This is a genomic window from Flavobacterium sp. (genome assembly GCF_044348915.1).
Lineage (GTDB): Bacteria > Bacteroidota > Bacteroidia > Flavobacteriales > Flavobacteriaceae > Flavobacterium.
This window is the reverse complement of sequence record NZ_JBIKRX010000042.1, coordinates 1-23869: the sequence shown is the minus strand read 5'-3', so window position 1 is coordinate 23869 and position 23869 is coordinate 1. Positions and strand designations below refer to the sequence as shown.

Genomic DNA, 23869 nt, shown 5'->3' with positions numbered 1-23869 from the left:
TTAGTCCATCTTCAAAAGATAAAGCACCATTGGCAACCAAAGCCGAAAATTCACCCAACGAATGTCCAGCAACCATTTCCGGTTGAAAACTGTCTCCAAGGGTTTTGGCTAAAATTACTGAATGTAAAAAAACTGCTGGTTGGGTAACTTTGGTTTCTTTTAGTTCTTCGGCTGTGCCTTCAAACATGATATCCGTTATGCGGAAACCTAATATTTCATTTGCTTTTTCGAATAATTCCTTTGCTAATTCTGAGTTTTCAAATAAGTCTTTGCCCATTCCAATGAATTGCGCACCTTGACCAGGAAATACGTATGCTTTCATGTTTTTAAATTAAAGAGTTAACTATTTAATGATTGAATATTAACTTCAACCGTGATGCAAAAATAGTATTTTTTAATTTATTGGCATTTGTATTCTTGTTCTATAAACGGAACAAGAAATTATAGATTTTAGGTTTTTATAAAATGTCAAAGCACCCGATGGGCATTTTTGCACGGTTTCAATAATTTTGTCTGTTGAAGAACCATCAATTTTTATCCAAGGTTTCTCTTTCGGTTGAAAAACAGCGGGATTGTTTCTCACGCAATTGGCGGAATGAATACATTTTCCAGATTGCCATACCACGGTCACTTCGCCGTTGGTATATTCTTTTTTTAAATTATTGGAGTCCATAATTTTTGAATTTAAATTTATAAAACATCTCTAAACTCGGGAGTTTTGTCGAATACTTTTTTGGCAAAAGGACAAAGAGGAATAATTTTAATATTTTTTTCTCGGGCATATTCAACTGCTTTGGCGACCATTTTTTTACCAAATCCTTTTCCGTTATTTCCAGTATTGACTTCGGTGTGGTCTATGATAATCTTATCGCTTCCGGCATAGACAAAAGTCATTATTCCTTCTTGTTTTCCGTCATTCGAAATATAAAAATAGCCTTTTGTTCCATTTAATTCTAATTTTACTTCTTCCATTGTTTTAAATTTATTGTTCCATTGGAATTTCCATCAGCAAAAATTTTGCATCTGTTGTTGCTGTAAACTCTAGGGTTTTAAAATCAGTGATTCCTAGTCCGTCTCGGGTTTCTAATTCTTGATCATCAATCGTGATTGCGCCAGATATTACAAAAACATAAAGGCCGTTACCTTCTTTTTTTATCTCGTAATTTTTTGAAAAAGTGGCATCAAAATCAGCCAAATGAAACCAAGCATCTTGATGTATCCAAACTCCAGCATCATTAGCATTTGGCGAGAGAATTTGAGCAAAATTGTTTTTCTGTTCTGTTAAATCTAATGTGATTTGTTGATAACGAGGTGTAACATTTTTTGTTTTCGGGAATAACCAAATCTGAAACAGTTTCGTTTGTTGATCGGCATTGGGATTGAATTCGCTGTGTTTAATCCCTGTTCCGGCGCTCATTACTTGTACATCGCCTGTTTTTATGGTAGATTCATTTCCCATACTGTCTTTGTGAGCTAAATCGCCTTCCAAAGGAATGGTAATAATTTCCATATTATCGTGAGGATGAGTGCCAAAACCCATTCCGCCTGCAATGGTATCGTCGTTTAAAACGCGTAAAACCCCAAATTGAATTCTATCTGGATTGTACCAGCTAGCAAAACTAAAACTGTGATAAGCGTTAAGCCATCCGTGATCTGCGTGTCCTCTAGTATCTGCTTTGTGTAAAACTGTAGTAGCCATAATAAATAAATTTTTGTGATTATTATGGAGCAAAGTTACGCTCGATTTAGGCAAAAGACACTTAACCTAGATTAAGAAAATAGTGTTCGGTGTTCAGTGATTTAGTACTCAGTACTAGCGCTCGCTAAAAAAATATAAATGCTTACTATAAAATAGGGTATTGTTAGGACTGACCACTAATTTTCTGACTACTGATCACTTCTTCAAAAGTTTGCTTTTCATTTTGCTGAAAAACTCGGGCGTTACTCCCAAATAGGAGGCAATTTGCTTTTGAGGAACTTTCTGAATTAAATCGGGATATTTTCGGCTAAATTTTTCGAATCGTTCTTCGGCGGTTAAGCTCAAATTGTCCATCAATCGTTCTTGATTGGCTACAAGCGAATTTTCGATAAGAATTCGAAAGAATCGTTCGAGTTTCGGGATTTCTCTGAATAGTATTTCCTGGTTTTCTTTTGAAAGTGAAAGAACTTCGGCGTCTTCCAGAACTTGTATGAATAGATTGCCCGGTTGTTGTGAAATTAAGCTGTACATATCGCTAATCCACCAGCCGCTGCACGCAAAACTCAAAATGTGCTCTACTATATTGTCATTGATATTGAAGCTTCTTAAAACACCTGAATTCACAAAATAAGAAGTTGTGCAGATTTCTCCAGCGTTTAGTAAAACGGTTTTGGCTTTGTATTTATGGACAGCTGTTCTTGATAAAAACAAGGATGATTCTTCGGGAGTTAGCGAAACGATTTTGGCGATATTTTGCAGAATCAACTCCATTTATTTTGTTTCTGGAAGCAATTTGAAGTAAGTAGCTTTAAAACGATTGTCAGCTATTTCCCCCACTACTTCAGCTTTTCGTACTTTGGCACAAAATCCATCAGCAGCGTGAGCATCCCCATGCTTGTCTATATGCGTTCCGTCAACAAAATAGGATTTTCCGTCAATGCGAACTGCCAAATCACAGGATTTTCCATCCATCCCGAATTGACATTGCCCACAGGAAGTTTCGACGATTTGTTTTTTAGGTTGTTCTTTTTTTTCTTGGGCGACACCCGCAAAACCAATAAAAGCAACAAGTAGTATAATTATTTTTTTCATTTGTTTTAAATGCAAAACGGTTTTGGGTTCTAATGTGGATTCAAAAATAACTAAAATAAGCTTAGAAATTGATGACCTTTTTTTTAGAAGAAATGTGAAAATATTTTTTGAAAAGGGCCTTAATTTAAAAGTTATAACTCAATTTGGCTCCACATCGGAACACGAAATTGTCAACGTAAATATTGTCCACGTCCCCTTTTCCTCGCACTTCCCATTTCCAATTGTATCCAACAGAAGGATCCAGACTAAAATGATCTCCAAGTCTGATTTTATATCCAATATCGTGATTGATTACACTCCAATACGAATAATTGCCTTCGAAATAACCCAAGGAGGTGTTTTTGTCAAAATTTGTCGAAGAATACCCTAAAAGCCATTGCAGGTAAACGCCGGATTTACGCCCTCTATTTCTGTAGAATCTATTGCCAATCTCAAAAAGGTATCCGTTTCCTTTAACTTTTACCTCATTATTATTGTATTTCATATCAGTGATAGAAATATTTACCATTGTAGAAATATATTGGTTGAAAAACCAAAAATTTGTTCTGCCAAACTCGGCGCTCAGCCCATAAGAAGATGGGTCTGAATAACTGTAATTGGCCGATAAAGTGAAATCATTTTCGGTTTCAGTTGCATCGTAAATAATTATCTGCGCAGATCCCGATGATGCAAATAAAATAACGCCAAGTATTATAAATAACTTTTTCATTTTTAATGAATTGGTTTCGGATGATGAATGTAGTGATTTTTAAATTAATAAGCAATCTAGTCAATAAAAAAACCGAAGCTTTTTAATTTCTAAGGCTTCGGTTTCTATATTAATGGAAGTGATCTTCCTCGATTTCAAATTCGGCATCTTTTTCCCAGATCTCCATTTCGCAGGGTTTGCAATTGAATTTGAGTTTGTATTCGAGTTCGCCTTGTTTCAAAATCAATGGTTCTTTGAGCCTGCCATCCATATTGGGATGGTATTTCGGGCATTTCTCCAATTCGTATTTGATGCAATATTTCGTTGTCATTACACGAGATTTTCCAGGATCCCATTGCAATTCGAATGCTTTTTCTATTTCGGTCACGCCGTGTCGCTCGTAGAATTTACGAGCCAATTTATTCGAAACATTGTACATAAAATCCAGTTTGGTTTCCGGATAAGGATGTGATGTTTTGACCAATTGGTGTTCTTTGACTTTATAATTGTCCAAACGAATTTCGGATAATTGTTCGAAAACTGTTCTTCGCATTTCGTTGATTTTAGAAATAGGAAGAAACCAATTTTCTGAAAATTGAATGCTTATTTCTTCGACTTTGTAAGGTGTGAAACCAGTTTTAGCTAAATTGATTTTGAAGTTTTCTTCGATAGATTCGTTGCTTTTGGTTCTTTCTTTGGGATGAACCAAGTTTACTTTGCTCGCATTTCCGTCTTCGTCGGTGGCAATCAATTCAAAACCATTTTCGTTTTCAGTCAGCAATAAAGTAGTGCTGATTTTGCGCACGGCACTGTCTTCTCTTTCTACAATTTTGATAAAAGCAGCGTCATTATTTCGGTAAATAAAAGCTCCAGGTTTAACCTCTTTTAATACAAAAGGATAAGCCAAGCCATTTTCGACTTTGTTGATGTAAATACCGTCAGCTTCGTTTTTTTCGTTGATATAACAAAGACCATCGCCATTGCTCAGTAAGTGCCCGTTTTCTATTTCGTAGGCGTTCCCCACAATTTTGATGAGTTTGCCAATATATTCGCCTTTCGATTTTGGACTGTTCCAAGAACCAATTGCTTGGTGTCTTTCGTTGACAAAATAATCGGTATAGCCTCGATTAAAGGTTTTGTCAAGAGCGGAATCAAAAGTATAACTGCATTTCCCCGATGAAGCTTTGGTGTACTTTTCACTTCCTGCACCTTCTAGAAATGAGTCCAGTTTTTGACGTAAATAGGACACATTGTTTTTTACATAGACAATATCTTTCAAACGGCCCTCAATTTTGAAAGAACAAATTCCGGCTTCAATTAGATTTGGAATTTGATCTGAAACATCAAAATCTTTGATAGAAAGTAAGTGGCTATTTTTGATTAAAGTTTCACCGTGACCGTCGATGAGGTTGTACGGAAGGCGACAGTTTTGAGCACACGAACCTCTATTGGCCGAGCGTTCGCCGTTGGCAACACTCATGTAGCAGTTCCCGCTAAAGGAAACGCACAAAGCGCCGGTTACAAAAAATTCTAACTCTACATCGCTCGCTTCGCTGATTTCTTTGATTTGGTGAAGGTTCAATTCCCTAGCCAAAACCACTCTTTTCATTCCTGCGTCTTTTAGGAATTTAATTTTGTCAGCATCACGATTATTGGCTTGCGTACTAGCGTGGATGACAATCGGAGGCAATTCCATTTCCATAATAGCCATATCCTGAACGATCAGAGCATCAACTTTAATGTCATATAGCTTCCAAATCATTTGACGGCAAGTTTCGAGTTCGTTGTCGTACAAAATAGTGTTGACCACCACAAAAACTTGAGCGTTGAATAAGTGAGCGTATTTCACTAATTCGGCGACATCTTCGATCGAGTTGGTAGCATTTGATCTTGCGCCAAATTGTGATGCTCCAATATAAACGGCATCTGCACCGGCGTTGATAGCAGCCATTCCTTGAATTAAATCTTTGGCAGGAGCTAGTATTTCTATTTTTTTCTTCATCAAGTGGATGATAATTTTTTAATTGCTAGAATTTTAGGCATTTAAACGTTCGTCTAAAAAAGTCTGCAAAGGTCTGATAAATTATTTAAGATTTCTAATTCCGAATTGGATTTTTCGGGAATTATTCGTTTTACTAGTTGTTGAGGAGTAAAAAATAAAAAAATAGTTCCGCGAATATTTATCAATAATAACAATCTTAGTCGTAATTTTGTTTAGAATGCTTCAAGAAACTTATAACTTTATTGTAAATTAAACCGCCAACAGATGAAAAAAATATTTTTGAATTTTGCGTTAGTATTTTTAATAGTTTCCAATGCCCAAACCTACAAAAAACCACTAGTTTCGCCCATTACTGAAAAAGACCTAAAAACTGATATGTACCAAATGGCAGCAGATCAATTTTGGGGTAGGGAAGCGGGAACTCTTGACGAGTTAAAGGTTTCGATGTGGTTTGCCGATAAGATGAAAGCAACTGGTATGAAGCCTGCGGGCGACAATGGTACTTTTTTTCAGTTTTTTGATATGTACAGGCATCAAATTAGTCCACAAAGTTCAGTGAAAATTGGAGGTAAAAATATCCAATTATGGAAAGATATTTTGGTGCAAGATGTCACCGACAATCAATTTACAGCTCCAATTTTGTATTTGGGGAAAGTAGAACCTCAAGAATTGGCTTCTAAAAATATTTCTGGAAAAGTAGTGGCAATTCGGGTTTCGGATTTAAATATTGCAAAAGAAATGACCCTTTTTGAGCGCAGATATCCGGGTTTTATTCGGACCAAATATTATAAAGAAATAGAAAAATTAGGGGCGAAAGGAATTATTTTTATTACTGATGCTATTTCTGATAAAAGCTGGGTCGAAGTAGTACCACAAATGACACGAGGGATATATGGAGTTGAGGGTGTTAGAGAAAAAGTCGAAGTTGGAATTCCTGTTTTTTGGATTAAACAAGATAATGAAAATTGGGTTAAAAATAATCCAGAGATTTCGCTAAATATTCAAACGGAAACTTATAAATATCCTTCAGTTAATATTATTGGAAAAATTGAAGGAACAGATCCTAAACTTAAAAACGAGTATGTGCTCTTGAGTGGTCACCAAGATCACGATGGCATTCGCCATCCGGTAAACAATGACACCATTTATAACGGCGCCGATGATAATGCTAGTACCTGTGTTGCTCTGTTAGCTATTGCAAGAAGTTATCATCAACAGCCAGCTAAACGAAGCATTCTGTTTGTGATTCACGGTGCTGAGGAAAGAGGTTTGTTGGGGTCTCGTTGGCATGCATCGCATCCGTTGGTTCCGAAAGAGAATATTGTCGCTGTTTTGAATGGCGACATGATTGGTCGAAATGACAATAATGAAGCGGCTCTTTTAGGTGGTGAAGCACCTCATAAAAATTCAGAGGAATTGGTAAAGATGGCCTTTGATGCAAATAACGAAAGTACGCAATTTAAGTTTTTGAAAGCGTGGGATTTGCCCGAACATCCTGAATATTTCTATTTTAGAAGTGATCATGTTCCCTATGTTAGAGTAGGTATACCTGCTTTGTTTTTTACTAGTGTTTTACATTCACAATACCATACGCCTCAGGACGAATCCGAAAACATTAATTTTAAAAAGCTATATAAAATGACGGAATGGATTTACAGAACCTCGTGGAAAGTTGCCAATGAAAATGAACGTCCCAAATTAATTCAAAATTTTAAATTGGAAAGATAAGAGAGTTTAGTGCTAAATTTTTATCTTTTAAATTTAATGTATAAAGAATTATAATTATTGCGATGATGTTTATATTAATAAACAAGTTGTCATTTGAGCCCAAATTCAAAATCCAAGTGCTAAAACCTGCATTATAGTTAATAATTGTGTCATTTGTGAAGTTTAGACCTAGGCTTAAGAAAATTCCAGAAAAATACTCAAAAGTAAAACCAGATATGCCAAAACCGAAAACTTGAAAAAGTTGATTATAGAGTGTCATATCCAATCCTTTCTTAAGTTTTTTTGTGAGTAATAAATAGCCTGAATATATTGAAAAAGAATATAATCCTATGATTATAACGAATATGGTTGAAGAACTTGTAATGTTAAAAAGCAATAAAAATAATAATCCCAAAACTCCAGTAATAATTTGATAGAAAGCTAAGATTTTCGTTTTGTTTAGCATGTTTTTTATTTTGTAAAAAGCTTTTGTTAATGAGTTATTGCTAAGTTGTTGTTAGTTTGTATTACTCAGACAGTACTTTTTTTAGAGCTTTTCAAATATACAGGTTTTCTCTCATAATCTGAAATTTGTTGGAATGTGCGTGAGGGATAGCAGTGAAAATCCTTTTTCTTTTTTCTTTAAAAAGGAAAAGATTGCAACGAATAGCCCGACCCTTGCGGTCACGCCAAAAAAAAGCCCCAAGTTTCCTTGAGGCTTCTATTTGCATAACGCGATTGACTATCCTGCCAATGCCTCTTTGATCCTTTTTAATGCTTCGATCAATTGTTCCTCGCTTGTTGCGTAAGAAAAACGAATACAATCTGGATTTCCGAAAGCGTCACCAGTTACGGTTGCAACACAAGCTTCGGCCAATAAATACATTGCCATATCATTGGCGTCTTTAATTTCAGTTCCTTTCAATGTTTTTCCGAAGAAAGAAGAAACGTCTGGGAATACATAAAAAGCTCCTTCTGGAACGTTGATTTTGATTCCTGGAATTTCTTTCAACAATCCAACCACTAAATCTCTACGACTATGAAAGGCTTGAACCATATGATTCAGTACACTTGGATCAGCATCTACAGCAGTAATTGCGGCAATTTGAGCTACAGAATTTGCTCCTGAAGTTACTTGTCCTTGAATTTTTGTACACGCTTTTGCAATAAATTCAGGTGCTCCAATGTAACCAATTCTATATCCTGTCATCGCAAAAGCCTTGGCAAGTCCGTTTACGGTAACTGTTCTTTCTAACATTCCAGGTATAGATGCAATGCTGCAAAAAGTTCCTGAAAAATTGATGTGCTCGTAGATTTCGTCAGCAACTACAATAATGTTTGGATATTTTTCTAATACTTTAGCCAATGCAGTTAGTTCTTCTCTATTGTAAACTGATCCTGAAGGATTACAAGGGGATGAGAACCACATCATTTTTGTTTTTGGTGTGATAGCTGCCTCTAATTGTTCCGGAGTGATTTTGAAATCAGTATCTACAGAAGTTGGAACTTCTACAGGAACTCCACCTGATAATTTTATGATTTCGAAGTAGGAAACCCAGTAAGGTGCAGGCAAAATTACTTCGTCACCATCGTTCAGCATTACTTGTGCAATGTTATATAAAGATTGTTTTGCTCCAGTTGAAACTACAATTTGAGAGGGTTTGTAATCCAATCCGTTGTCTCTTTTGAATTTTCTGCAAATAGCTTCTTTCAACTGGACATATCCTTCTACTGGAGAATAAGTGCTGTAGTTTTCGTCGATAGCTTTTTTGGCAGCTTCTTTGATAAAATCGGGTGTATTGAAATCTGGTTCACCCAAACTTAAACTGATAATATCTTTTCCCTGCGCTTTTAATTCTCTGGCCAAAGCCGCCATTGCCAATGTTTGTGATGTCGCTAAATTGTTGATTCTGTCTGAAAGCAAATTGTTCATTACTTGTAATTTTTGATTTATAAAGTTGGTTATTTGTTGTTTTTGTTTAGATGCATTGCTATGAGCCCTTATTGTAAAGCAGGTTTCGCTCCTAATTCTTTCAAATGTTTGAAATGGGCAATTACGGCACTTCGCATTGTTTTATATTCATAATAGGGTAAGTCGCATTCTTGGGCGGTTTGTTTTACTATTTTTGAAATTTTACCATAATGTACATGGCTAATATTTGGAAAAATATGGTGTTCGATTTGATGATTCAATCCTCCGGTGTACCAATTTACAATCCAATTTCTTGGTGCAAAATTAGTCGTGGTAAACAATTGATGAATGGCCCAAGTATTTTCGATTTCGCCGTTTTCATTTGGAACTGGATTGGCAGTTTCTTTTACCACGTGTGCCAGTTGAAAAACAACGCTTAAAATTAAACCTGCTGTATAATGCATCACGAAAAAGCCAACCAAAACTTTCCACCAGGTGATTCCTATAAGCATTGGTAAAACAATCCAAATGGTGAAATAAATAGTTTTTGTAATTAATAAAGTAGTCCAAAGTATTTTTGGGCTTTTGGCTTCTCCATAAGATAATTTTCTTTTGAGGTAACTTCTCATCTGCTTAAAATCGGTGGTGATTGCCCAATTGAAAGTCAATAAGCCATATAAAAAAATCGAATAATATTGCTGAAAACGGTGAAAAATATACCATTTGGCATCTTTAGAAAAACGAATTACTCGACCAGCATCAAGGTCTTCGTCGTGACCAACAATATTAGTGTAGGTATGATGTAAGACATTATGTTGTACTTGCCAATTGTATACATTTCCAGCCAAAATATAAATGGTACCACCCATAAATTTGTTAATCCAATTTACGCTTGAGTACGAACCGTGATTGCCATCGTGCATCACATTCATACCAACTCCCGCCATACCAATACCAATGACAATTGCCAAAAGCAAATGTACCCAAAACGGCATATTCAAAGTCAAAATCAGAAAATATGGCGTAAGAAAAACAGCAAACATAATTATGGTTTTCAAATACAGTTTCCAGTTGCCTGTTTTTTGAATGTTATTCTCTTTGAAATAGTTGTTTACCCGCGAATTAAGCGTTCTGAAGAATTTCAAATTGTCTTGCTTTGCAAATGTTGGAGCAATGTTGTTCATCTTTATTTTTTAATGTGATGCAAAGGTAATTATTAAAGTTTTTTAATCTGTAAAATTCCGTTAAATATTCAAAACTAAAAACTGTACTTTTGTTAAAAATTAAAGAGATGGACGAGATTCAAAAGTATTTTCCCTATTTGACTGATATTCAGAAAGAACAATTCGCAAAATTGGATTTTTTATACCACGATTGGAATGCCAAAATAAACGTTATTTCCCGAAAAGACATCGACGAATTGTATACCAAGCACATTTTGCATTCGTTGGGGATTGCTAAAATAATCAAATTTGAACCCGGAACATTTGTCCTAGATGTGGGAACTGGTGGCGGATTTCCAGGAATTCCTTTGGCGATTCTTTTTCCTGAAACCCGTTTTTATTTGGTAGATGTCATTGCCAAAAAAATAAAAGTGGTTCAGGCTGTCGCCGATGCTTTGGAATTGAAAAATGTAAAGGCGGAACAAAAAAGAGCCGAATTGGTAAAAGGTGATTTCGATTTTATAGTAAGTCGTGCGGTGACCAATATGCCCGATTTTGTTTCTTGGGTAAAAGATAAAATCAAAAAGAAGAGCAAACACGAACTCAAAAACGGAATCCTCTATCTAAAAGGCGGCGATTTAACCGAGGAAATGAAGGATTTCCCCAAAGCAACGGAATATAATTTAGCTGACTTTTTTGAAGATGAGTTTTTCGAAACTAAGAAAGTGGTTCATTTGCCTCTGAAGTTTGTGGTTTAAAAGCCTGAAGCACCTCTTTTGTTTGTCATTCCGACGAAGGAGGAATCTCACATCTTGAGCAATTTGTGTTGTCAGTGTGCTTCAAGCAATGGCTAGTCAAAAATCAAAACCCACAAGAACTCAAACTACTTGATTCTTGTGGGTTTTTAAAATTTCTAAGATGAGATTGCTTCGTTCCTCGAAATGACACTATTCTCCCAAAAACGGGTATCTATAATCTTCCGGAGTAACAAAAGTTTCTTTGATGGTTCTTGGCGAAGCCCAACGTAATAAGTTCAAGGCTGAACCAGCTTTGTCATTCGTTCCTGAAGCTCTTGCGCCACCAAATGGTTGCATTCCTACAACGGCTCCAGTTGGTTTGTCATTGATGTAGAAATTTCCTGCTGCGTTCTGCAAAGCAATGGTAGCCTCTTCGATAGCATAACGATCTTGGCTGAAAATCGCCCCAGTCAAAGCGTAGTCTGAAGTGGTATCAACTAGTTGTAATGTTTCTTGCCATTGGGCATCTTCGTAAACAAATATCGTAATAACGGGCCCGAATAATTCGGTTTCCATTGTGGTGTAATGTGGATTTGTGGTTACGATTATCGTTGGCTCAATAAAATACCCAACCGATTTGTCATAGTTGCCACCCACGATGATTTCGGCATCGGCATCTTTTTTGGCTTGGTCAATATAACTCGCCAATTTATCGAAAGAACCTTCGTGGATAACCGCTGTAATGAAATTACTAAAATCTTCTGGCGAACCCATTTTCATCGATTTCACATCAGTAACCAATTGTTTTTTAAGTTCTGGCCACATGCTTTGTGGAATATAGGCTCTGGAAGCTGCAGAACATTTTTGTCCTTGAAATTCGAATGCACCACGAACAATTCCAGTTGAAACTTGCTTCACATTGGCACTTCGATGGGCTACAACAAAATCTTTTCCTCCGGTTTCGCCCACAATTCGTGGATAGGTTTTATAATGATGAATGTTGGTCCCAATTTTTGCCCAAATATCTTTGAAAACGTGAGTGGAACCTGTAAAATGGATTCCTGCAAAATCACGACTTGCCAAAACGGTGTCGGTAATCATCAAAGCATCGCCAAATACCACGTTGATAACACCATCAGGAAGTCCCGCTTCTTTGAAAATGTCAATAATGATTTTTGCTGAAAAAACTTGGCTGTCGCTAGGTTTCCAGATCACTACATTTCCCATCATAGCAGCACTTGCAGGAAGATTGGCAGCGATAGCGGTAAAGTTGAAAGGTGTAATGGCGTAAACAAATCCTTCGAGCGGACGGTATTCTAAACGGTTCCAAACATCGGAATTGGATTTGGGTTGGTCGCTATAAATTTGAGTCATAAACTCGACATTGAAACGCAAGAAATCAATCAATTCGCAAGCAGCATCAATCTCTGCTTGAAAAATATTCTTAGATTGTGCAATCATCGTTGCAGCATTTATTCTAGCTCTGTAAGGTCCAGCAATCAATTCGGCTGCTTTAAGAAAAATTGCAGCGCGTTGCTCCCAGGCCATATTGGCCCATTTGGTTCTGGATTCCAATGCATTGGCAATAGCTTTTTCAATGTGTGCTTTTTCGGCTAAGTGATAGGTTCCCACAATGTGTTTGTGATCATGTGGAGGGGTCATATTTCGGGTGTTTCCGGTTCTGATCTCTTCGCTTCCAATGTATAAAGGAACATCTATCCTTTCATTCCACATTGTTTTATAAGCGGAAAGAACGGCTGCTTTTTCGGGAGAATTGGGCGTATACGATTTTACGGGTTCGTTTACGGCTTTTGGCACATTGAAAAATCCTTTTAGCATATAATAGTATTTGAGTTTTTGAAAAAAATTTTCACAAAAGTACAAAGGATTGTTTTAAAAACGTGTTGTTGGTGCGTTAAATATGATGAATATATTTTGCCAATAGCCCAGATTGTAATGAAAACCCCGCAGGGAGAAAAACTGTTTTTTTCTTGCAATTGGAGAGCGACCAAAGGAAGCTCCTGCAATTGCATTAGAAAAAATGATTTTCGAGCGAGGAGTTGGAATGGAGTGCTGGAAATAGCTCCTAAAAAATTGATTTTAATGAGATGATTTCGGGACTCTTAATTTAATGCAAAAGGAGCGCACAATTTGAAAGTAGGTACGATTACTTTGAAATTCTTGGTAGAGGTGAAATTAATCATATTGAAATGACCTTTCATCGCTCCGTAAGGGGAAGCTAATAGGCAACCAGAATTGTAAGTGTGCAATTCGCCTGGTTTTAGAACAGGTTTTTTGCCAACAACACCTTCGCCATCGACGATTTCGAAATTGTTTAGCGAATCGAATATTTCCCAGTGGCGAGAAATTAGCTGCACCGAATCTTTGCTGTGATTCTCGATAGTGATTTCATAACTGAAGGCAAAATGAATCTTGTAGTTCTTGAAGTAGGTACCTTCAAAACTAGTCACGACTGATATTTTTATGCCTCTTGTGATTTGTGAAACCATAGCAAAGTGTTACAAATGAGTTTTATAATGGCAAATTTACAAAAAAAAGAGTTAGTTGTGCTTTTTAGAGAATTGTTTTTTAATCGGTGATCACATTCGAATTGGCGGTTGCTTTTCCTATAATTCTAGTGTAACGATCTGTGTTTTCGCGATAGTAGACCAAAATCGTATAATCATTTTCGGTTTGCCAATAATTGCCGTCAATATTACTTTCGCCATCGATGTTTCCTTTGTCGTCTGCGATTTGGTATTGAAAATTAGTGAAACCTTGTTTGATGAGTATTGCTTTTTCGTACAGATTGGTTTCTTTGTTGAAATCCAATTTGTATTCAGGTGATAAGCTGTAATTGTTGAACATACCATTGATATAAATGCCTTTATTTTTCATATACGCTGGTGCTGAAAGGCTGAAATATACCCAAGCATAGTCGGCTTCGATTTCATTTCTGGTTGCGCCTATGTTGCGAGAGACGAAGTTTCCGTTGACGTCAGGATTTATCGAATAAGGTAAATTTCCTCGAGCGTTATGGGTATACAAATTCGCATTATAGATTCCGTTGATTGAATTTATTCGCGAAATATTGTTTCCCGCGGATCGGATGTTGCTGTTGTCGAAATACAAAAATTCGTTCCCTGCCCAAAACTGGGTTTCAGAATCGTATTTGTAAACTAAATCATTGCCAATCGTGAATTGTGGAACTATGTTTTTGATCGCGGAATTGATTTGTCCGTTTTGAAACAGAGCAATTTTTACATTTTTGATAGGTGTTTGAAAATTGATGACCAGTGACTTTATAGTAAATTCGACATTGTGTTTGTAATCTAATAAATTGGCAGTTCGAGCCCTTCTAATGCGCATCGGAACAGTAACTAGGTCCTCGTACACCATAAATTTGCGAGTTAAAACCACTTCGCGGCTTTCGTCTAAAATTTTCAGAATGTAATTTCCGCTGAGACGCAATTGCATAAACTGGTTGGGAATGGGCAAAATGTAATGCGAATAGATCTGCAAGGCATTAATGGAGTTTTCGTATTGAATAATTCTTTGTCCGTCGTAACCCGTCATATAGTCTGTTTTTGGGATATCAGTTGGCTTCCAATCGTAATCGCAATGTACAATTTCGAAGTAATAATTGGCTTCGTTGCCAAATAAATCATCAAATTGGAATTGAAAACCATCGCCCAATTTGAATATTGGAACAACATTTTCGTTGCTTTGGATAAAAGTTGCTGTCTTGATATTATAAGGAGGAACAACCTCGGTTTCTGTTTGTGCAACAGCCGAACTGAAAATAAAAAGTAATACTATCTTCGAAAAAAAATGTTTAAACATAGATGTGCGTTTGTTGAATGGTAAATATAGCGAAATAAACGTCGATATTATTGTCTATTGGACCAATTCAAAGTTGGTTTTTTTGCTTCTGATAAAAAAAGGCAGGTAGAAACAACAATAAAAAAATAGGTTGAATCAAAAAGCGTCGGATATAAAACAGTCCCATTTTGTTGTCTTCACCATTGTTCAATAGGATGTAAAAGAAAGCGATAGTTAGTATTATGAAAAATAGTGTGTACAATACCGATGCAAATTTTATGGCGTCAATATCTTTGAATAAGGCGTAAATAATTGCCAAAGAAAGCACCGTATTGAGCAAATACCTGAGAAATAGCCCTAAAAACAATTGAAAATTATCAATTTCCGGCAAAGGTAAATTGCGATAATTTTCCTTGAAATAATTCAAAAAAGGGTCGTAAAACAAGTTGTCTTCGAAAGCCCTTATAAGCGCTAACAAAAGAACAAATGAAATTGCCAAAGCAATTCTTGCTTTATGCTTTATTATTTTTTGTAGCATATTTTGAAAATTTATTCACCCAAAGAATCCACAATATAAAAACCACCCCATAGATAAACAAAGGGAAAACTACTCCGTGTAAAAAATGTTGCTGTTTAGGATAATAATACATCAGTACGCACAAAAGAGCAATTCTTGTTACATTTAGGATATGTATAATTAGACTTCCGCTGATGATGTACAAGGCAGTTGGCTTTGGTTTTCCCGAAAAGGCAACTATGAATGCTACGAAAAGTATAATAACACTCATAGCGTTACAGCCTTCTATTATTCGCGCCATAGGTTTCTGATTATAGTATAAATTGACGGCCGGTTCTCTAGTGCTTGGTTTCGTTTTGACATCGCAATCAAAAAGGAGCATCAGTTCTTTGGTTTGTTTGGCTACCAATTCTGTAAAACTATCCGTTTCATTTTTGTTCACATCAAACTGACCGAGATAGCTTTGGTAAATGAAAGTTAACAGTAGGTAAGTCAATAAAAACTTGCCTAGAAAAAGCAAAAAGGGTTTGTAGAGAATAAAATATTTTTTCAAAATCGAATTTTTAACAAATTTAATTAAAATTAGAAAGGCACATTTAAATACTTTTACAAAAAAAAGACGACTATGACTTTCGAAGAATTAAAACCAAAAGTAACCGAAATTACTTCAAATACAACTTTTTCTAGAGAAGAAAAACTCTTGCAGATTTGTGAATTACTCAGCAACTCTATTGAATATTACAATTGGGTTGGTTTTTATTTTGCCAATCACAAGACTAAAACCTTGCACCTTGGTCCGTATGTTGGAGCTGAAACCGACCATACGGTAATTCCTTTCGGGAAAGGAATTTGCGGACAAGTCGCCGTTTCTAATGCTAATTTTGTAGTTCCTGATGTGGCAGCTCAAGACAATTATATTGCATGTAGTTTTACCGTAAAGTCCGAAATTGTAGTGCCACTTTTTGTAAATGGTGATAATATTGGACAAATAGATATTGATAGTCATGTAATTGACCCTTTTACAGATCAAGACGAACGGTTTTTGGAATTTGTGAATGAGGAAATTGCTAAACTGTATTAAAATTAGTATACTTGATTCTTTGTTTATCCTGATTCTATGAAATCCATTCTATTTACCATTCTATTTCTTTTTGTTTCAAAACTTTGTGTTGCGCAACTTTCAGCTAATGACAAGAAAATTTTCCTTGATTCTACTTGGAATGAAACTTCTCAAGAAAATTCTAAATATTATCGAATAGTTAAGGATTATTATTTGGAGAAGGACTTGTATATAGTAAATGATTATTACAAATCAGGTGTTTTGCAAATGGAAGGGTTCTCAAAAACCAAAGATCACAACACTAAAGAGGGTGAGTTTATTTTTTACTTCGAAAGCGGAAATAAAAAAGCGGTTACTTATTTTGTAAAATCCAGACCAAGCGGATCTTGTGCCGAATGGTATGAAAACGGAAGCAAGAAGTTAGAAGGAGAATATATCGAGGACGAAAAATCATTTATGAATGTTTTGAGAGTAGATGAATTTTGGAATTCTAAAGGTATTCAAACTGTAGTTGACGGCACTGGAGATTATGAAGAAAGTTTGGAATTTTTCTATGCTTCGGGAAAAGTTAAAGAAGGATTCAAAGACGGCCTTTGGGAGGGATATGATAAAATGATGAGCTATACTTTTAGCGAGAATTATGGCGACAAAAAATTTATTTCTGGAGTTAGTGTCGATAAGGATGGAGTTTCATACAATTACAATGCAGTCGAAACTAGGCCAGCACCTAAAAAAGGATTTGAAGATTTTTATAGACATGTGGGAAAGAAATTTCAAGTTCCTAATATGCCAAAAGGAGTAGGAGGCAAGATATTTGTGAAATTTATAGTCGATAAAGAAGGCCGGATAGTTGAGCCTGAAATCATAAAAGGAATTGGATATGGCGCCGATGAAGAAGCTTTAAGAGTCGTTTCGTCCTATGCAAATTTTGCTCCAGGCGAAATCCGAGGAATTAAAGTGAGATGCACTTTTTCCTTGCCAATAGCAATCCAACCGATGTAATTGTTTTTTAAATCCAAATGATCTTCGAATTTAAGCTTCTTTATCCCTTGTATTTCCAAAAATAAAAACTACCTTTGCGCTCGAATTAAGAAAACCTTGATTCATACATAACAATCATTTAAATAATATTAGCATGTACTTAACTAAAGAGGTTAAAGAAGAAATCTTCGCTAAACACGGAGGAAAAGCAGAAAACACAGGATCTGCAGAAGGACAAATCGCATTATTCACGCACAGAATTACGCACCTTACTGAGCACTTGAAAAAAAATCGTCACGATTACAACACAGAGCGTTCATTGGTACTATTAGTAGGTAAAAGAAGAGCGTTGCTTGATTACTTGAAAAAGAAAGAAATCAACAGATATCGTGAGATTATCAAAGTATTGGGTATTAGAAAATAAACAATATAAAAAAGAGGTGCGTGAGTGCCTCTTTTTGTTTTTAGATTTCGGAGTTTAGATTAGAGATTTGTTGCAAAACATAAATCGAAATCAATTTTTGAAATTTATATTTTTATTAAAAAAAGTTTGGTTTTTCATTGGAACACAACAACTACAACAACACAACTATTCTGCTGACAGGCAGATCACCAATGTAAAATTAAAAAAACGAAAAAATTATGATTCCTCAAGTTTCAAAAGAGATTATCGATTTAGGAGATGGCAGAAGCATCTCAATCGAGACCGGAAAATTGGCCAAACAAGCCGACGGTTCAGTAGTAGTTCAAATGGGAAATGCTATGTTGCTTGCAACAGTAGTATCTGCCCGTAAAGCAAGTCCAGGAGTAGACTTTCTGCCACTTACGGTAGATTACCGTGAAAAATTTGCAGCAGCAGGACGTTTTCCTGGTGGATTTTTCAAAAGAGAAGCAAGACCAACAGACGGTGAAGTATTAACAATGAGATTAGTTGACCGTGTATTGCGTCCACTTTTCCCAGATGATTACCACGCCGAAACTCAAGTTATGATTCAGTTAATGTCTCATGACGAAAATGTAATGCCAGATGCATTAGCAGGTTTAGCTGCATCAGCAGCCCTTGCTATTTCTGATATTCCTTTTTCAACTTTAATTTCTGAAGTGCGTGTTGCTCGTGTCGACGGAAAATTCATCATCAATCCAAGTCGTGCTCAATTAGAAGTATCGGATATCGATATGATGATTGGTGCTTCGACAGATTCTATCGCAATGGTAGAAGGAGAAATGAAAGAAATTTCAGAATTGGAAATGGTAGAAGCCATTAAATTTGCTCACGAAGCCATCAAACTACAAATTGCAGCTCAAGAAAGATTGGTTGCACAAGTAGGTAAAAAAGAAACTAGAACTTACGAAGAAGAAAGAGAAGACGATGCAATTTACGCTAAAGTAAAAGCCGCAGCTTACGATAAAATTTATGCTATTGCTAAAGTTGGTTCTGGAAAACACGAACGCTCAGCCGCTTTTGATGCAGTAAAAGACGAAGTTAAATCTTTGTTTACTGCTGAAGAATTGGCAGAAAACGGTGATTTAGTGGGTAAATATTTCTACAAAACTAATAAAGAAGCCGTTCGTAATGTAATCCTTGATTTAGGTTTGCGTCTTGACGGAAGAAAAACTACCGAAATCCGTCCAATTTGGGCTGAAGTTGATTATTTGCCTTCAGTACACGGATCGTCAATATTTACAAGAGGAGAAACTCAAGCATTGGCAACAGCCACTTTAGGAACTTCAAGAGAAGCAAATCAAATAGATTCTCCATCTGAACAAGGTGAAGAAAAATTCTACTTGCATTACAACTTCCCTCCATTTTCTACAGGTGAAGCAAAACCACTAAGAGGAACTTCAAGAAGAGAAGTAGGTCACGGAAACTTAGCTCAAAGAGCTTTAAAAAACATGATTCCTGCTGATTGTCCTTACACAATACGTTTGGTATCAGAAGTATTAGAATCAAATGGTTCTTCTTCTATGGCAACAGTTTGTGCTGGAACATTAGCATTGATGGACGCTGGTATTCAAATGAAAAAACCAGTTTCAGGAATTGCAATGGGATTGATTACAGACGGAGATCGTTTTGCTGTATTGTCTGATATTTTGGGTGATGAAGATCACTTAGGAGATATGGACTTTAAAGTAACAGGAACTGCTGACGGAATCACTGCTTGTCAAATGGATATCAAAATCGAAGGATTGAAATACAACATCATGGAAGAAGCTTTGGCTCAAGCTCGTGAAGGTCGTTTGCATATCCTTGGAAAAATTACCGATACATTGGCTACTCCAAAAGCAGATGTAAAAGCATATGCTCCAAAAATCATTACAAGAACAATTCCTGGCAACTTTATTGGTGCTTTAATTGGACCTGGTGGAAAAGTAATTCAAGAATTACAAAAAGCTACAGGTACAACTATCGTAATTAACGAAGTAGACGAACAAGGAGTTATCGAAATTCTGGGTACAGATCCAGCTGGAATTGAAGCAGTATTGGCCAAAATCCAATCGATCACTTTCAAACCACAAATGGGCGAAGCTTATGAAGTGAAAGTAATCAAAATGCTTGATTTTGGTGCGGTTGTAGAATATACTGCAGCTCCAGGAAACGAAGTATTGCTTCACGTATCAGAACTGGCTTGGGAACGCACAGAAAACGTTTCGGATGTGGTGAATATGGGTGATGTTTTCCAAGTGAAATACCTTGGTTTTGATCCAAAAACACGTAAAGAAAAAGTGTCCAAAAAAGCACTTTTGCAAAGACCTCCACGTGAGTCATAAATAAGAGTAATCAAATCTTAGTTTACTAAAGGTTCATTTATAGGAAAACCCGTCCCGATCAATCGGGGCGGGTTTTTTGATTTAGATCGAGGACTTAATTTCTTTGATAATACTCTTATGATAGTCAACACAATCTTCGAAAACCACTAACAGATCGTTAAGTTCTTCGATATCAAAATGGTAAGGTTCTAGGTTTTCAAAATCATACCATTCATTCATTTCATTGTATTCGGGGTGTTTTTTGTCTTGCATTATTTCGAGGATGTCAGCATAGCCCCAAACGCCACCGCAATCTTCAATCGGACAGGCATTTGCGCCTTTTATGCAGTAAGGCAAGTGTGGTAATTCGATTTCTGAAATAACTTTCTGAACATCAACTTTGTGTTCCCAACTGTCTCCAAAATCATATTCGTACGTAATGGTGTCTTTCGGGTTTTCAAGAAAACCTTTGAGTTTGGTTTTTGAAATATCTAAAATGGTGCGATTAAAATTAAAGAAATCATCTTTTGAGGGGATTCCAATTTCTAGATCCCTGCCTTTTCTAAAGGCAAAAAGGTGCTCTGATTCCCATCCCATTACTTCTTGAATGGCAGCATGAAGTTGCAGAAAGCCTGAGTTAGCAGGGAAATAGAAAGTTCTGAAAATTGTAGGCTTGAAGTTTTTTAGAGCAACTTTTATCTGAAGTACGTTTTTGAATTTTGGCATTTTTCTAAAAAATTTAAATGAATTTCAAAGTTAAAAAATATTTTTCAGGATTTTGTAACTTTTTTGCAACTCTGAGCGTATAACCATTCGTACACTTAAAAATTTGAGGAGACAAAAACATGAGACAACTTAAAATCACCAAGCAGGTAACCAATCGTGAAACTGCATCGTTAGACAAGTATTTACAGGAAATTGGAAAAGTGGATCTTATCACAGCCGATGAAGAAGTAGAATTGGCACAAAAGATCAAAGCAGGGGATCAGAGAGCCTTAGAGAAATTGACCAAAGCCAACTTACGTTTTGTGGTTTCTGTGGCCAAGCAATATCAAAATCAAGGATTAACACTTCCCGATTTGATCAATGAAGGAAATTTAGGTTTGATAAAAGCAGCACAACGTTTTGATGAAACGCGTGGTTTCAAATTCATTTCGTATGCCGTATGGTGGATTCGTCAATCGATTTTGCAAGCTTTGGCAGAACAATCTCGTATCGTTCGTTTGCCTTTGAACAAAATTGGTTCTATCAATAAAATCAACAAAATGTATGCTTTATTAGAGCAATCTAATGAAAGACCACCAACTGCAGAAGAAATTGCTAAAGAGTTGGATATGACCGTAAATGACGTAAGAGAATCTATGAAAAACTCTGGTCGCCACCTTTCTATGGATGCACCACTTGTTGAAGGGGAAGATTCTAACCTATACGATGTATTGCGTTCAGGTGAATCACCAAACCCAGACAGAAGCTTGATTCAAGAATCATTGCGTACTGAAATAGAACGTTCTTTAGAAACATTGACTCCAAGAGAAGCTGATGTGGTTCGTTTGTATTTTGGACTTGGAGATCAACATCCAATGACACTAGAAGAAATAGGAGAGACTTTCGATCTAACTCGCGAACGTGTTCGACAGATTAAAGAAAAAGCCATCCGCAGATTGAAACATACTTCAAGAAGTAAAATATTAAAAACCTACCTAGGATAAATTCCAAAAAAAGCAAAATCCAATAACACATCTTTGGAATTTGGAATTTTTAATATTGGAATTTTAAAAGTAACGACGGTCTGATTAACTGTTCGTTTTTTGATTGATGATTGAAACTCCGGCTGATTACCGGAGTTTTATTTTTTAATAATAAAACCCCGGTCTGTTCGCTTCGCTCGGGTATCCGGAGTTTTATTTTTTTAACCTGAACTTGTTTCAGGTTCTCTAATTATAATTTACTTTTGCACAAACAACATTAATTACTTTCAGTATTAAAAGATACTGAAAATAAATTCAGCATAAAATGAAAAATACACTCATCGCACCATCAGTTCTTGCTGCTGATTTTGCCAATTTGCAACGGGACATCGAAATGATTAACAATTCAGAAGCCGATTGGTTTCATATTGATATTATGGACGGTGTTTTTGTTCCTAATATTTCTTTTGGAATGCCTGTGTTGGCAGCCATTGCAAAACACGCCAAGAAAACAATCGATGTTCATTTGATGATTGTTGATCCTGACAGATATATCAAGACTTTTGCTGATTTAGGCGCTAACGTATTGACTGTTCATTATGAAGCGTGCCCACATCTTCATAGAACCCTTCAAGCCATCAAAGCTGAGGGAATGAAAGCCGGAGTTGCATTGAATCCACATACCAATGTCGATTTGTTAGAAGATGTTATTGATGATATCGACTTGGTTTGCATTATGGGTGTCAATCCAGGTTTTGGAGGGCAATCTTTTATTGAGAATACCTATGCAAAAGTGCAAAAATTAAAACATTTAATCCATCGGAATGGCGCAAAGACTGTTATAGAAATTGACGGGGGTGTTACCAATAAAAATGCAGTCCAATTAGTAAATTCTGGAGCAGATGTGCTTGTGGCTGGTAGTTATGTTTTTAATGCGGATAATCCAATTCAAACAATAGTCGATTTGAAGAAACTGACTTGTCTATAAATCTTTTAGGTTGTTTTCGTTGTAATTAATCATCAAACAAATGTCTTGATATAAATCGGGGTATTTCATTTTGAAAATCTGTGGTGTTTCAAAGAAATGTTCTAGAATTACCGCAATAAATTCAAAACGATTTTCATAAGCATATTCTCTGAAGTATCCTTGTTCAGAAAGTTTTTTGTTCAATGCTTCATCATCGTAATAGGTGATGACTTTGTTGTATTGGTCATAAAATAGTATTGCACTCGGATCGTTGCTTCTCAATCCATAAAAGTGTAGGATATGCGAAAACTCGTGTAGCCCAAGGTTTATGTTGTCATTTGTTGTTTGATGTCCGATGACAAAATCTTCCCACGAAAAGGCCACTGCTTTCATAATTGGGTTGAATTCGCCTTTATGATAAGCTTGGTTTATAGCTGAAAAATAGGCTGACGGAAAAATTATTATTTTATTGAACAAATTGACGAGATAATGCCTCATTCCAAAAGTAAGTGAAACATAAGTCGCGGCGATTATGATCTTCATTTCATCGGTGACAAGAATTTCTTCCTTTCCAATAAATTGATATTGTTTTATAAAGGTGGCAACTCTGTGTTCGTAATAGATCTTCTTTTTCGGGCTCAACCGCCTGTAGAACGAAAACTCTTTGTTGAGGATTTGCTTTTGATTTGGTGTTAATTTTTTAGGAAAAAGATAAAAGTGAATATACAATGGTTTGTGGAAAATCATCATATAAGCCGGTTCTACTATTCTATATACAAATAGAAGGAGCAACAATATCCCAAAATAGATCAATACTAACTGGTACACTGTCATAAATTAGAATTGAAAGGATGTTGGGAATTCGAGTAAATTTATTCGTGCTTTAATATTGGTCAATTAAATACTTAATTAAATCGGTTGTGGTTACAATGCCTACAAGTGAGCCATTTTCGATAACTGGTAAAGCGTGAAATTCGTTTTTAGATAGAATTTCCGCAGCTTCTTTTATAGTGGTTTCCGGAAAAATTGTTGTCAAATTTTTTGTCATCACTTGCTCTACCGAAAACATATTGTAAACGGTGATGT

27 protein-coding genes are annotated in these 23869 nt (G+C 36.0%); 8 read left to right on the top strand and 19 right to left on the bottom strand.

Features of this window, described 5'->3' with window-relative positions; all coding sequences use genetic code 11:
* The 8 genes from ACIQ1E_RS08715 to ACIQ1E_RS08680 form a co-directional block, all read right to left on the bottom strand.
* Nucleotides 1–322 (bottom strand): ACP S-malonyltransferase (locus ACIQ1E_RS08715; protein WP_396170576.1); only part of this gene is annotated, 322 nt, incomplete at its 3' end.
* A 72-nt stretch (nt 323–394) separates the two neighbouring features.
* A complete protein-coding gene (locus ACIQ1E_RS08710) occupies nt 395–673 on the bottom strand; it encodes a (4Fe-4S)-binding protein (protein ID WP_396170574.1) in 279 nt (92 codons plus the stop codon).
* Nucleotides 674–690: 17 nt separating this feature from the next.
* The gene (locus ACIQ1E_RS08705; protein ID WP_396170572.1) at nt 691–972 is read right to left on the bottom strand and encodes a GNAT family N-acetyltransferase; all 282 of its coding nucleotides are present in this window, start codon (nt 970–972) and stop codon (nt 691–693) included.
* Between the two features lie 10 nt (nt 973–982).
* Entirely contained in the window at nt 983–1699 is a 717-nt protein-coding gene (locus ACIQ1E_RS08700; RefSeq protein WP_396170570.1) for a pirin family protein, read from the bottom strand.
* 195 nt (nt 1700–1894) lie between these two features.
* Nucleotides 1895–2470, bottom strand: a complete 576-nt coding sequence (locus tag ACIQ1E_RS08695) for a Crp/Fnr family transcriptional regulator (RefSeq protein ID WP_396170569.1) — start codon at nt 2468–2470, stop codon at nt 1895–1897.
* The gene (locus tag ACIQ1E_RS08690) at nt 2471–2791 is read right to left on the bottom strand and encodes a DUF6370 family protein (RefSeq protein ID WP_396170567.1); all 321 of its coding nucleotides are present in this window, start codon (nt 2789–2791) and stop codon (nt 2471–2473) included.
* A 124-nt stretch (nt 2792–2915) separates the two neighbouring features.
* Nucleotides 2916–3500: a hypothetical protein gene (locus tag ACIQ1E_RS08685; RefSeq protein ID WP_396170565.1), complete on the bottom strand. Its 585-nt coding sequence runs from the start codon at nt 3498–3500 to the stop codon at nt 2916–2918.
* Between the two features lie 109 nt (nt 3501–3609).
* Nucleotides 3610–5481, bottom strand: a complete 1872-nt coding sequence (locus tag ACIQ1E_RS08680) for a U32 family peptidase (RefSeq protein WP_396170563.1) — start codon at nt 5479–5481, stop codon at nt 3610–3612.
* 264 nt (nt 5482–5745) lie between these two features.
* Between ACIQ1E_RS08680 and ACIQ1E_RS08675 the strand changes: the two genes are divergently transcribed.
* A complete protein-coding gene (locus ACIQ1E_RS08675; protein ID WP_396170561.1) occupies nt 5746–7209 on the top strand; it encodes a M28 family metallopeptidase in 1464 nt (487 codons plus the stop codon).
* Here the strand turns inward: ACIQ1E_RS08675 and ACIQ1E_RS08670 are convergent.
* The 3 genes from ACIQ1E_RS08670 to ACIQ1E_RS08660 all read right to left on the bottom strand — a co-directional run bounded on the left by ACIQ1E_RS08670 (nt 7193) and on the right by ACIQ1E_RS08660 (nt 10284).
* Nucleotides 7193–7654 (bottom strand): hypothetical protein, encoded by a 462-nt coding sequence (locus tag ACIQ1E_RS08670; protein WP_396170559.1) that lies wholly within the window; start codon nt 7652–7654, stop codon nt 7193–7195. The two genes, ACIQ1E_RS08675 and ACIQ1E_RS08670, sit on opposite strands and share 17 nt — an antisense overlap.
* 276 nt (nt 7655–7930) lie before the next feature.
* Nucleotides 7931–9121 (bottom strand): pyridoxal phosphate-dependent aminotransferase, encoded by a 1191-nt coding sequence (locus ACIQ1E_RS08665; RefSeq protein WP_396170558.1) that lies wholly within the window; start codon nt 9119–9121, stop codon nt 7931–7933.
* A 68-nt stretch (nt 9122–9189) separates the two neighbouring features.
* Complete coding sequence (locus ACIQ1E_RS08660) at nt 9190–10284, bottom strand: fatty acid desaturase family protein (protein WP_396170556.1); 1095 nt, start codon at nt 10282–10284, stop codon at nt 9190–9192.
* Nucleotides 10285–10391: 107 nt separating this feature from the next.
* Between ACIQ1E_RS08660 and rsmG the strand changes: the two genes are divergently transcribed.
* Nucleotides 10392–11021 (top strand): 16S rRNA (guanine(527)-N(7))-methyltransferase RsmG, encoded by a 630-nt coding sequence (rsmG, locus tag ACIQ1E_RS08655; RefSeq protein WP_396170554.1) that lies wholly within the window; start codon nt 10392–10394, stop codon nt 11019–11021.
* Between the two features lie 189 nt (nt 11022–11210).
* Here the strand turns inward: rsmG and pruA are convergent, their stop codons facing one another.
* From pruA to xrtF, 5 genes are all read right to left on the bottom strand, one after another.
* Nucleotides 11211–12839 carry an L-glutamate gamma-semialdehyde dehydrogenase gene (gene pruA, locus ACIQ1E_RS08650; RefSeq protein WP_396170552.1) on the bottom strand — a complete coding sequence of 543 codons (1629 nt, stop codon included), beginning with the start codon at nt 12837–12839 and terminating at the stop codon, nt 11211–11213.
* A 284-nt stretch (nt 12840–13123) separates the two neighbouring features.
* The gene (gene apaG / locus ACIQ1E_RS08645) at nt 13124–13510 is read right to left on the bottom strand and encodes a Co2+/Mg2+ efflux protein ApaG (RefSeq protein ID WP_396170550.1); all 387 of its coding nucleotides are present in this window, start codon (nt 13508–13510) and stop codon (nt 13124–13126) included.
* Nucleotides 13511–13589: 79 nt separating this feature from the next.
* A complete protein-coding gene (locus ACIQ1E_RS08640; RefSeq protein ID WP_396170548.1) occupies nt 13590–14843 on the bottom strand; it encodes a DUF5103 domain-containing protein in 1254 nt (417 codons plus the stop codon).
* A gap of 67 nt (nt 14844–14910) precedes the next feature.
* Entirely contained in the window at nt 14911–15360 is a 450-nt protein-coding gene (locus tag ACIQ1E_RS08635) for an exosortase F system-associated membrane protein (protein ID WP_396170546.1), read from the bottom strand.
* Nucleotides 15335–15892: an exosortase family protein XrtF gene (xrtF, locus tag ACIQ1E_RS08630; protein ID WP_396170545.1), complete on the bottom strand. Its 558-nt coding sequence runs from the start codon at nt 15890–15892 to the stop codon at nt 15335–15337. The genes ACIQ1E_RS08635 and xrtF overlap by 26 nt, the downstream gene beginning before the upstream one ends.
* A 72-nt stretch (nt 15893–15964) precedes the next feature.
* Here xrtF and ACIQ1E_RS08625 point away from each other — a divergent pair, with 72 nt between their 5' ends.
* The 4 genes from ACIQ1E_RS08625 (at nt 15965) to ACIQ1E_RS08610 (ending at nt 20149) form a co-directional block, all read left to right on the top strand.
* The gene (locus tag ACIQ1E_RS08625; RefSeq protein WP_396170544.1) at nt 15965–16420 is read left to right on the top strand and encodes a GAF domain-containing protein; all 456 of its coding nucleotides are present in this window, start codon (nt 15965–15967) and stop codon (nt 16418–16420) included.
* 36 nt (nt 16421–16456) lie between these two features.
* Nucleotides 16457–17401 carry an energy transducer TonB gene (locus tag ACIQ1E_RS08620; protein ID WP_396170542.1) on the top strand — a complete coding sequence of 315 codons (945 nt, stop codon included), beginning with the start codon at nt 16457–16459 and terminating at the stop codon, nt 17399–17401.
* A gap of 133 nt (nt 17402–17534) precedes the next feature.
* The gene (gene rpsO / locus ACIQ1E_RS08615; protein WP_103804601.1) at nt 17535–17804 is read left to right on the top strand and encodes a 30S ribosomal protein S15; all 270 of its coding nucleotides are present in this window, start codon (nt 17535–17537) and stop codon (nt 17802–17804) included.
* A gap of 218 nt (nt 17805–18022) precedes the next feature.
* Nucleotides 18023–20149 (top strand): polyribonucleotide nucleotidyltransferase, encoded by a 2127-nt coding sequence (locus tag ACIQ1E_RS08610; protein ID WP_396170538.1) that lies wholly within the window; start codon nt 18023–18025, stop codon nt 20147–20149.
* 81 nt (nt 20150–20230) lie between these two features.
* On the opposite strand, the gene ACIQ1E_RS08605 is transcribed toward ACIQ1E_RS08610, so the two are convergent.
* A complete protein-coding gene (locus ACIQ1E_RS08605) occupies nt 20231–20854 on the bottom strand; it encodes a plasmid pRiA4b ORF-3 family protein (protein WP_396170536.1) in 624 nt (207 codons plus the stop codon).
* Between the two features lie 119 nt (nt 20855–20973).
* Between ACIQ1E_RS08605 and ACIQ1E_RS08600 the strand changes: the two genes are divergently transcribed.
* On the top strand, nt 20974–21837 hold the full coding sequence (locus ACIQ1E_RS08600) for an RNA polymerase sigma factor RpoD/SigA (protein ID WP_133276261.1): 864 nt from the start codon (nt 20974–20976) through the stop codon (nt 21835–21837).
* A 304-nt stretch (nt 21838–22141) separates the two neighbouring features.
* Nucleotides 22142–22804, top strand: coding sequence for a ribulose-phosphate 3-epimerase (gene rpe / locus ACIQ1E_RS08595; RefSeq protein ID WP_396170534.1), 663 nt, complete (start codon nt 22142–22144; stop codon nt 22802–22804).
* On the opposite strand, the gene ACIQ1E_RS08590 is transcribed toward rpe, so the two are convergent.
* Nucleotides 22799–23617, bottom strand: a complete 819-nt coding sequence (locus tag ACIQ1E_RS08590) for a zinc-dependent peptidase (protein WP_396170532.1) — start codon at nt 23615–23617, stop codon at nt 22799–22801. The two genes, rpe and ACIQ1E_RS08590, sit on opposite strands and share 6 nt — an antisense overlap.
* A gap of 49 nt (nt 23618–23666) precedes the next feature.
* Nucleotides 23667–23869 (bottom strand): CBS domain-containing protein (locus ACIQ1E_RS08585; RefSeq protein ID WP_396170531.1); only part of this gene is annotated, 203 nt, incomplete at its 5' end.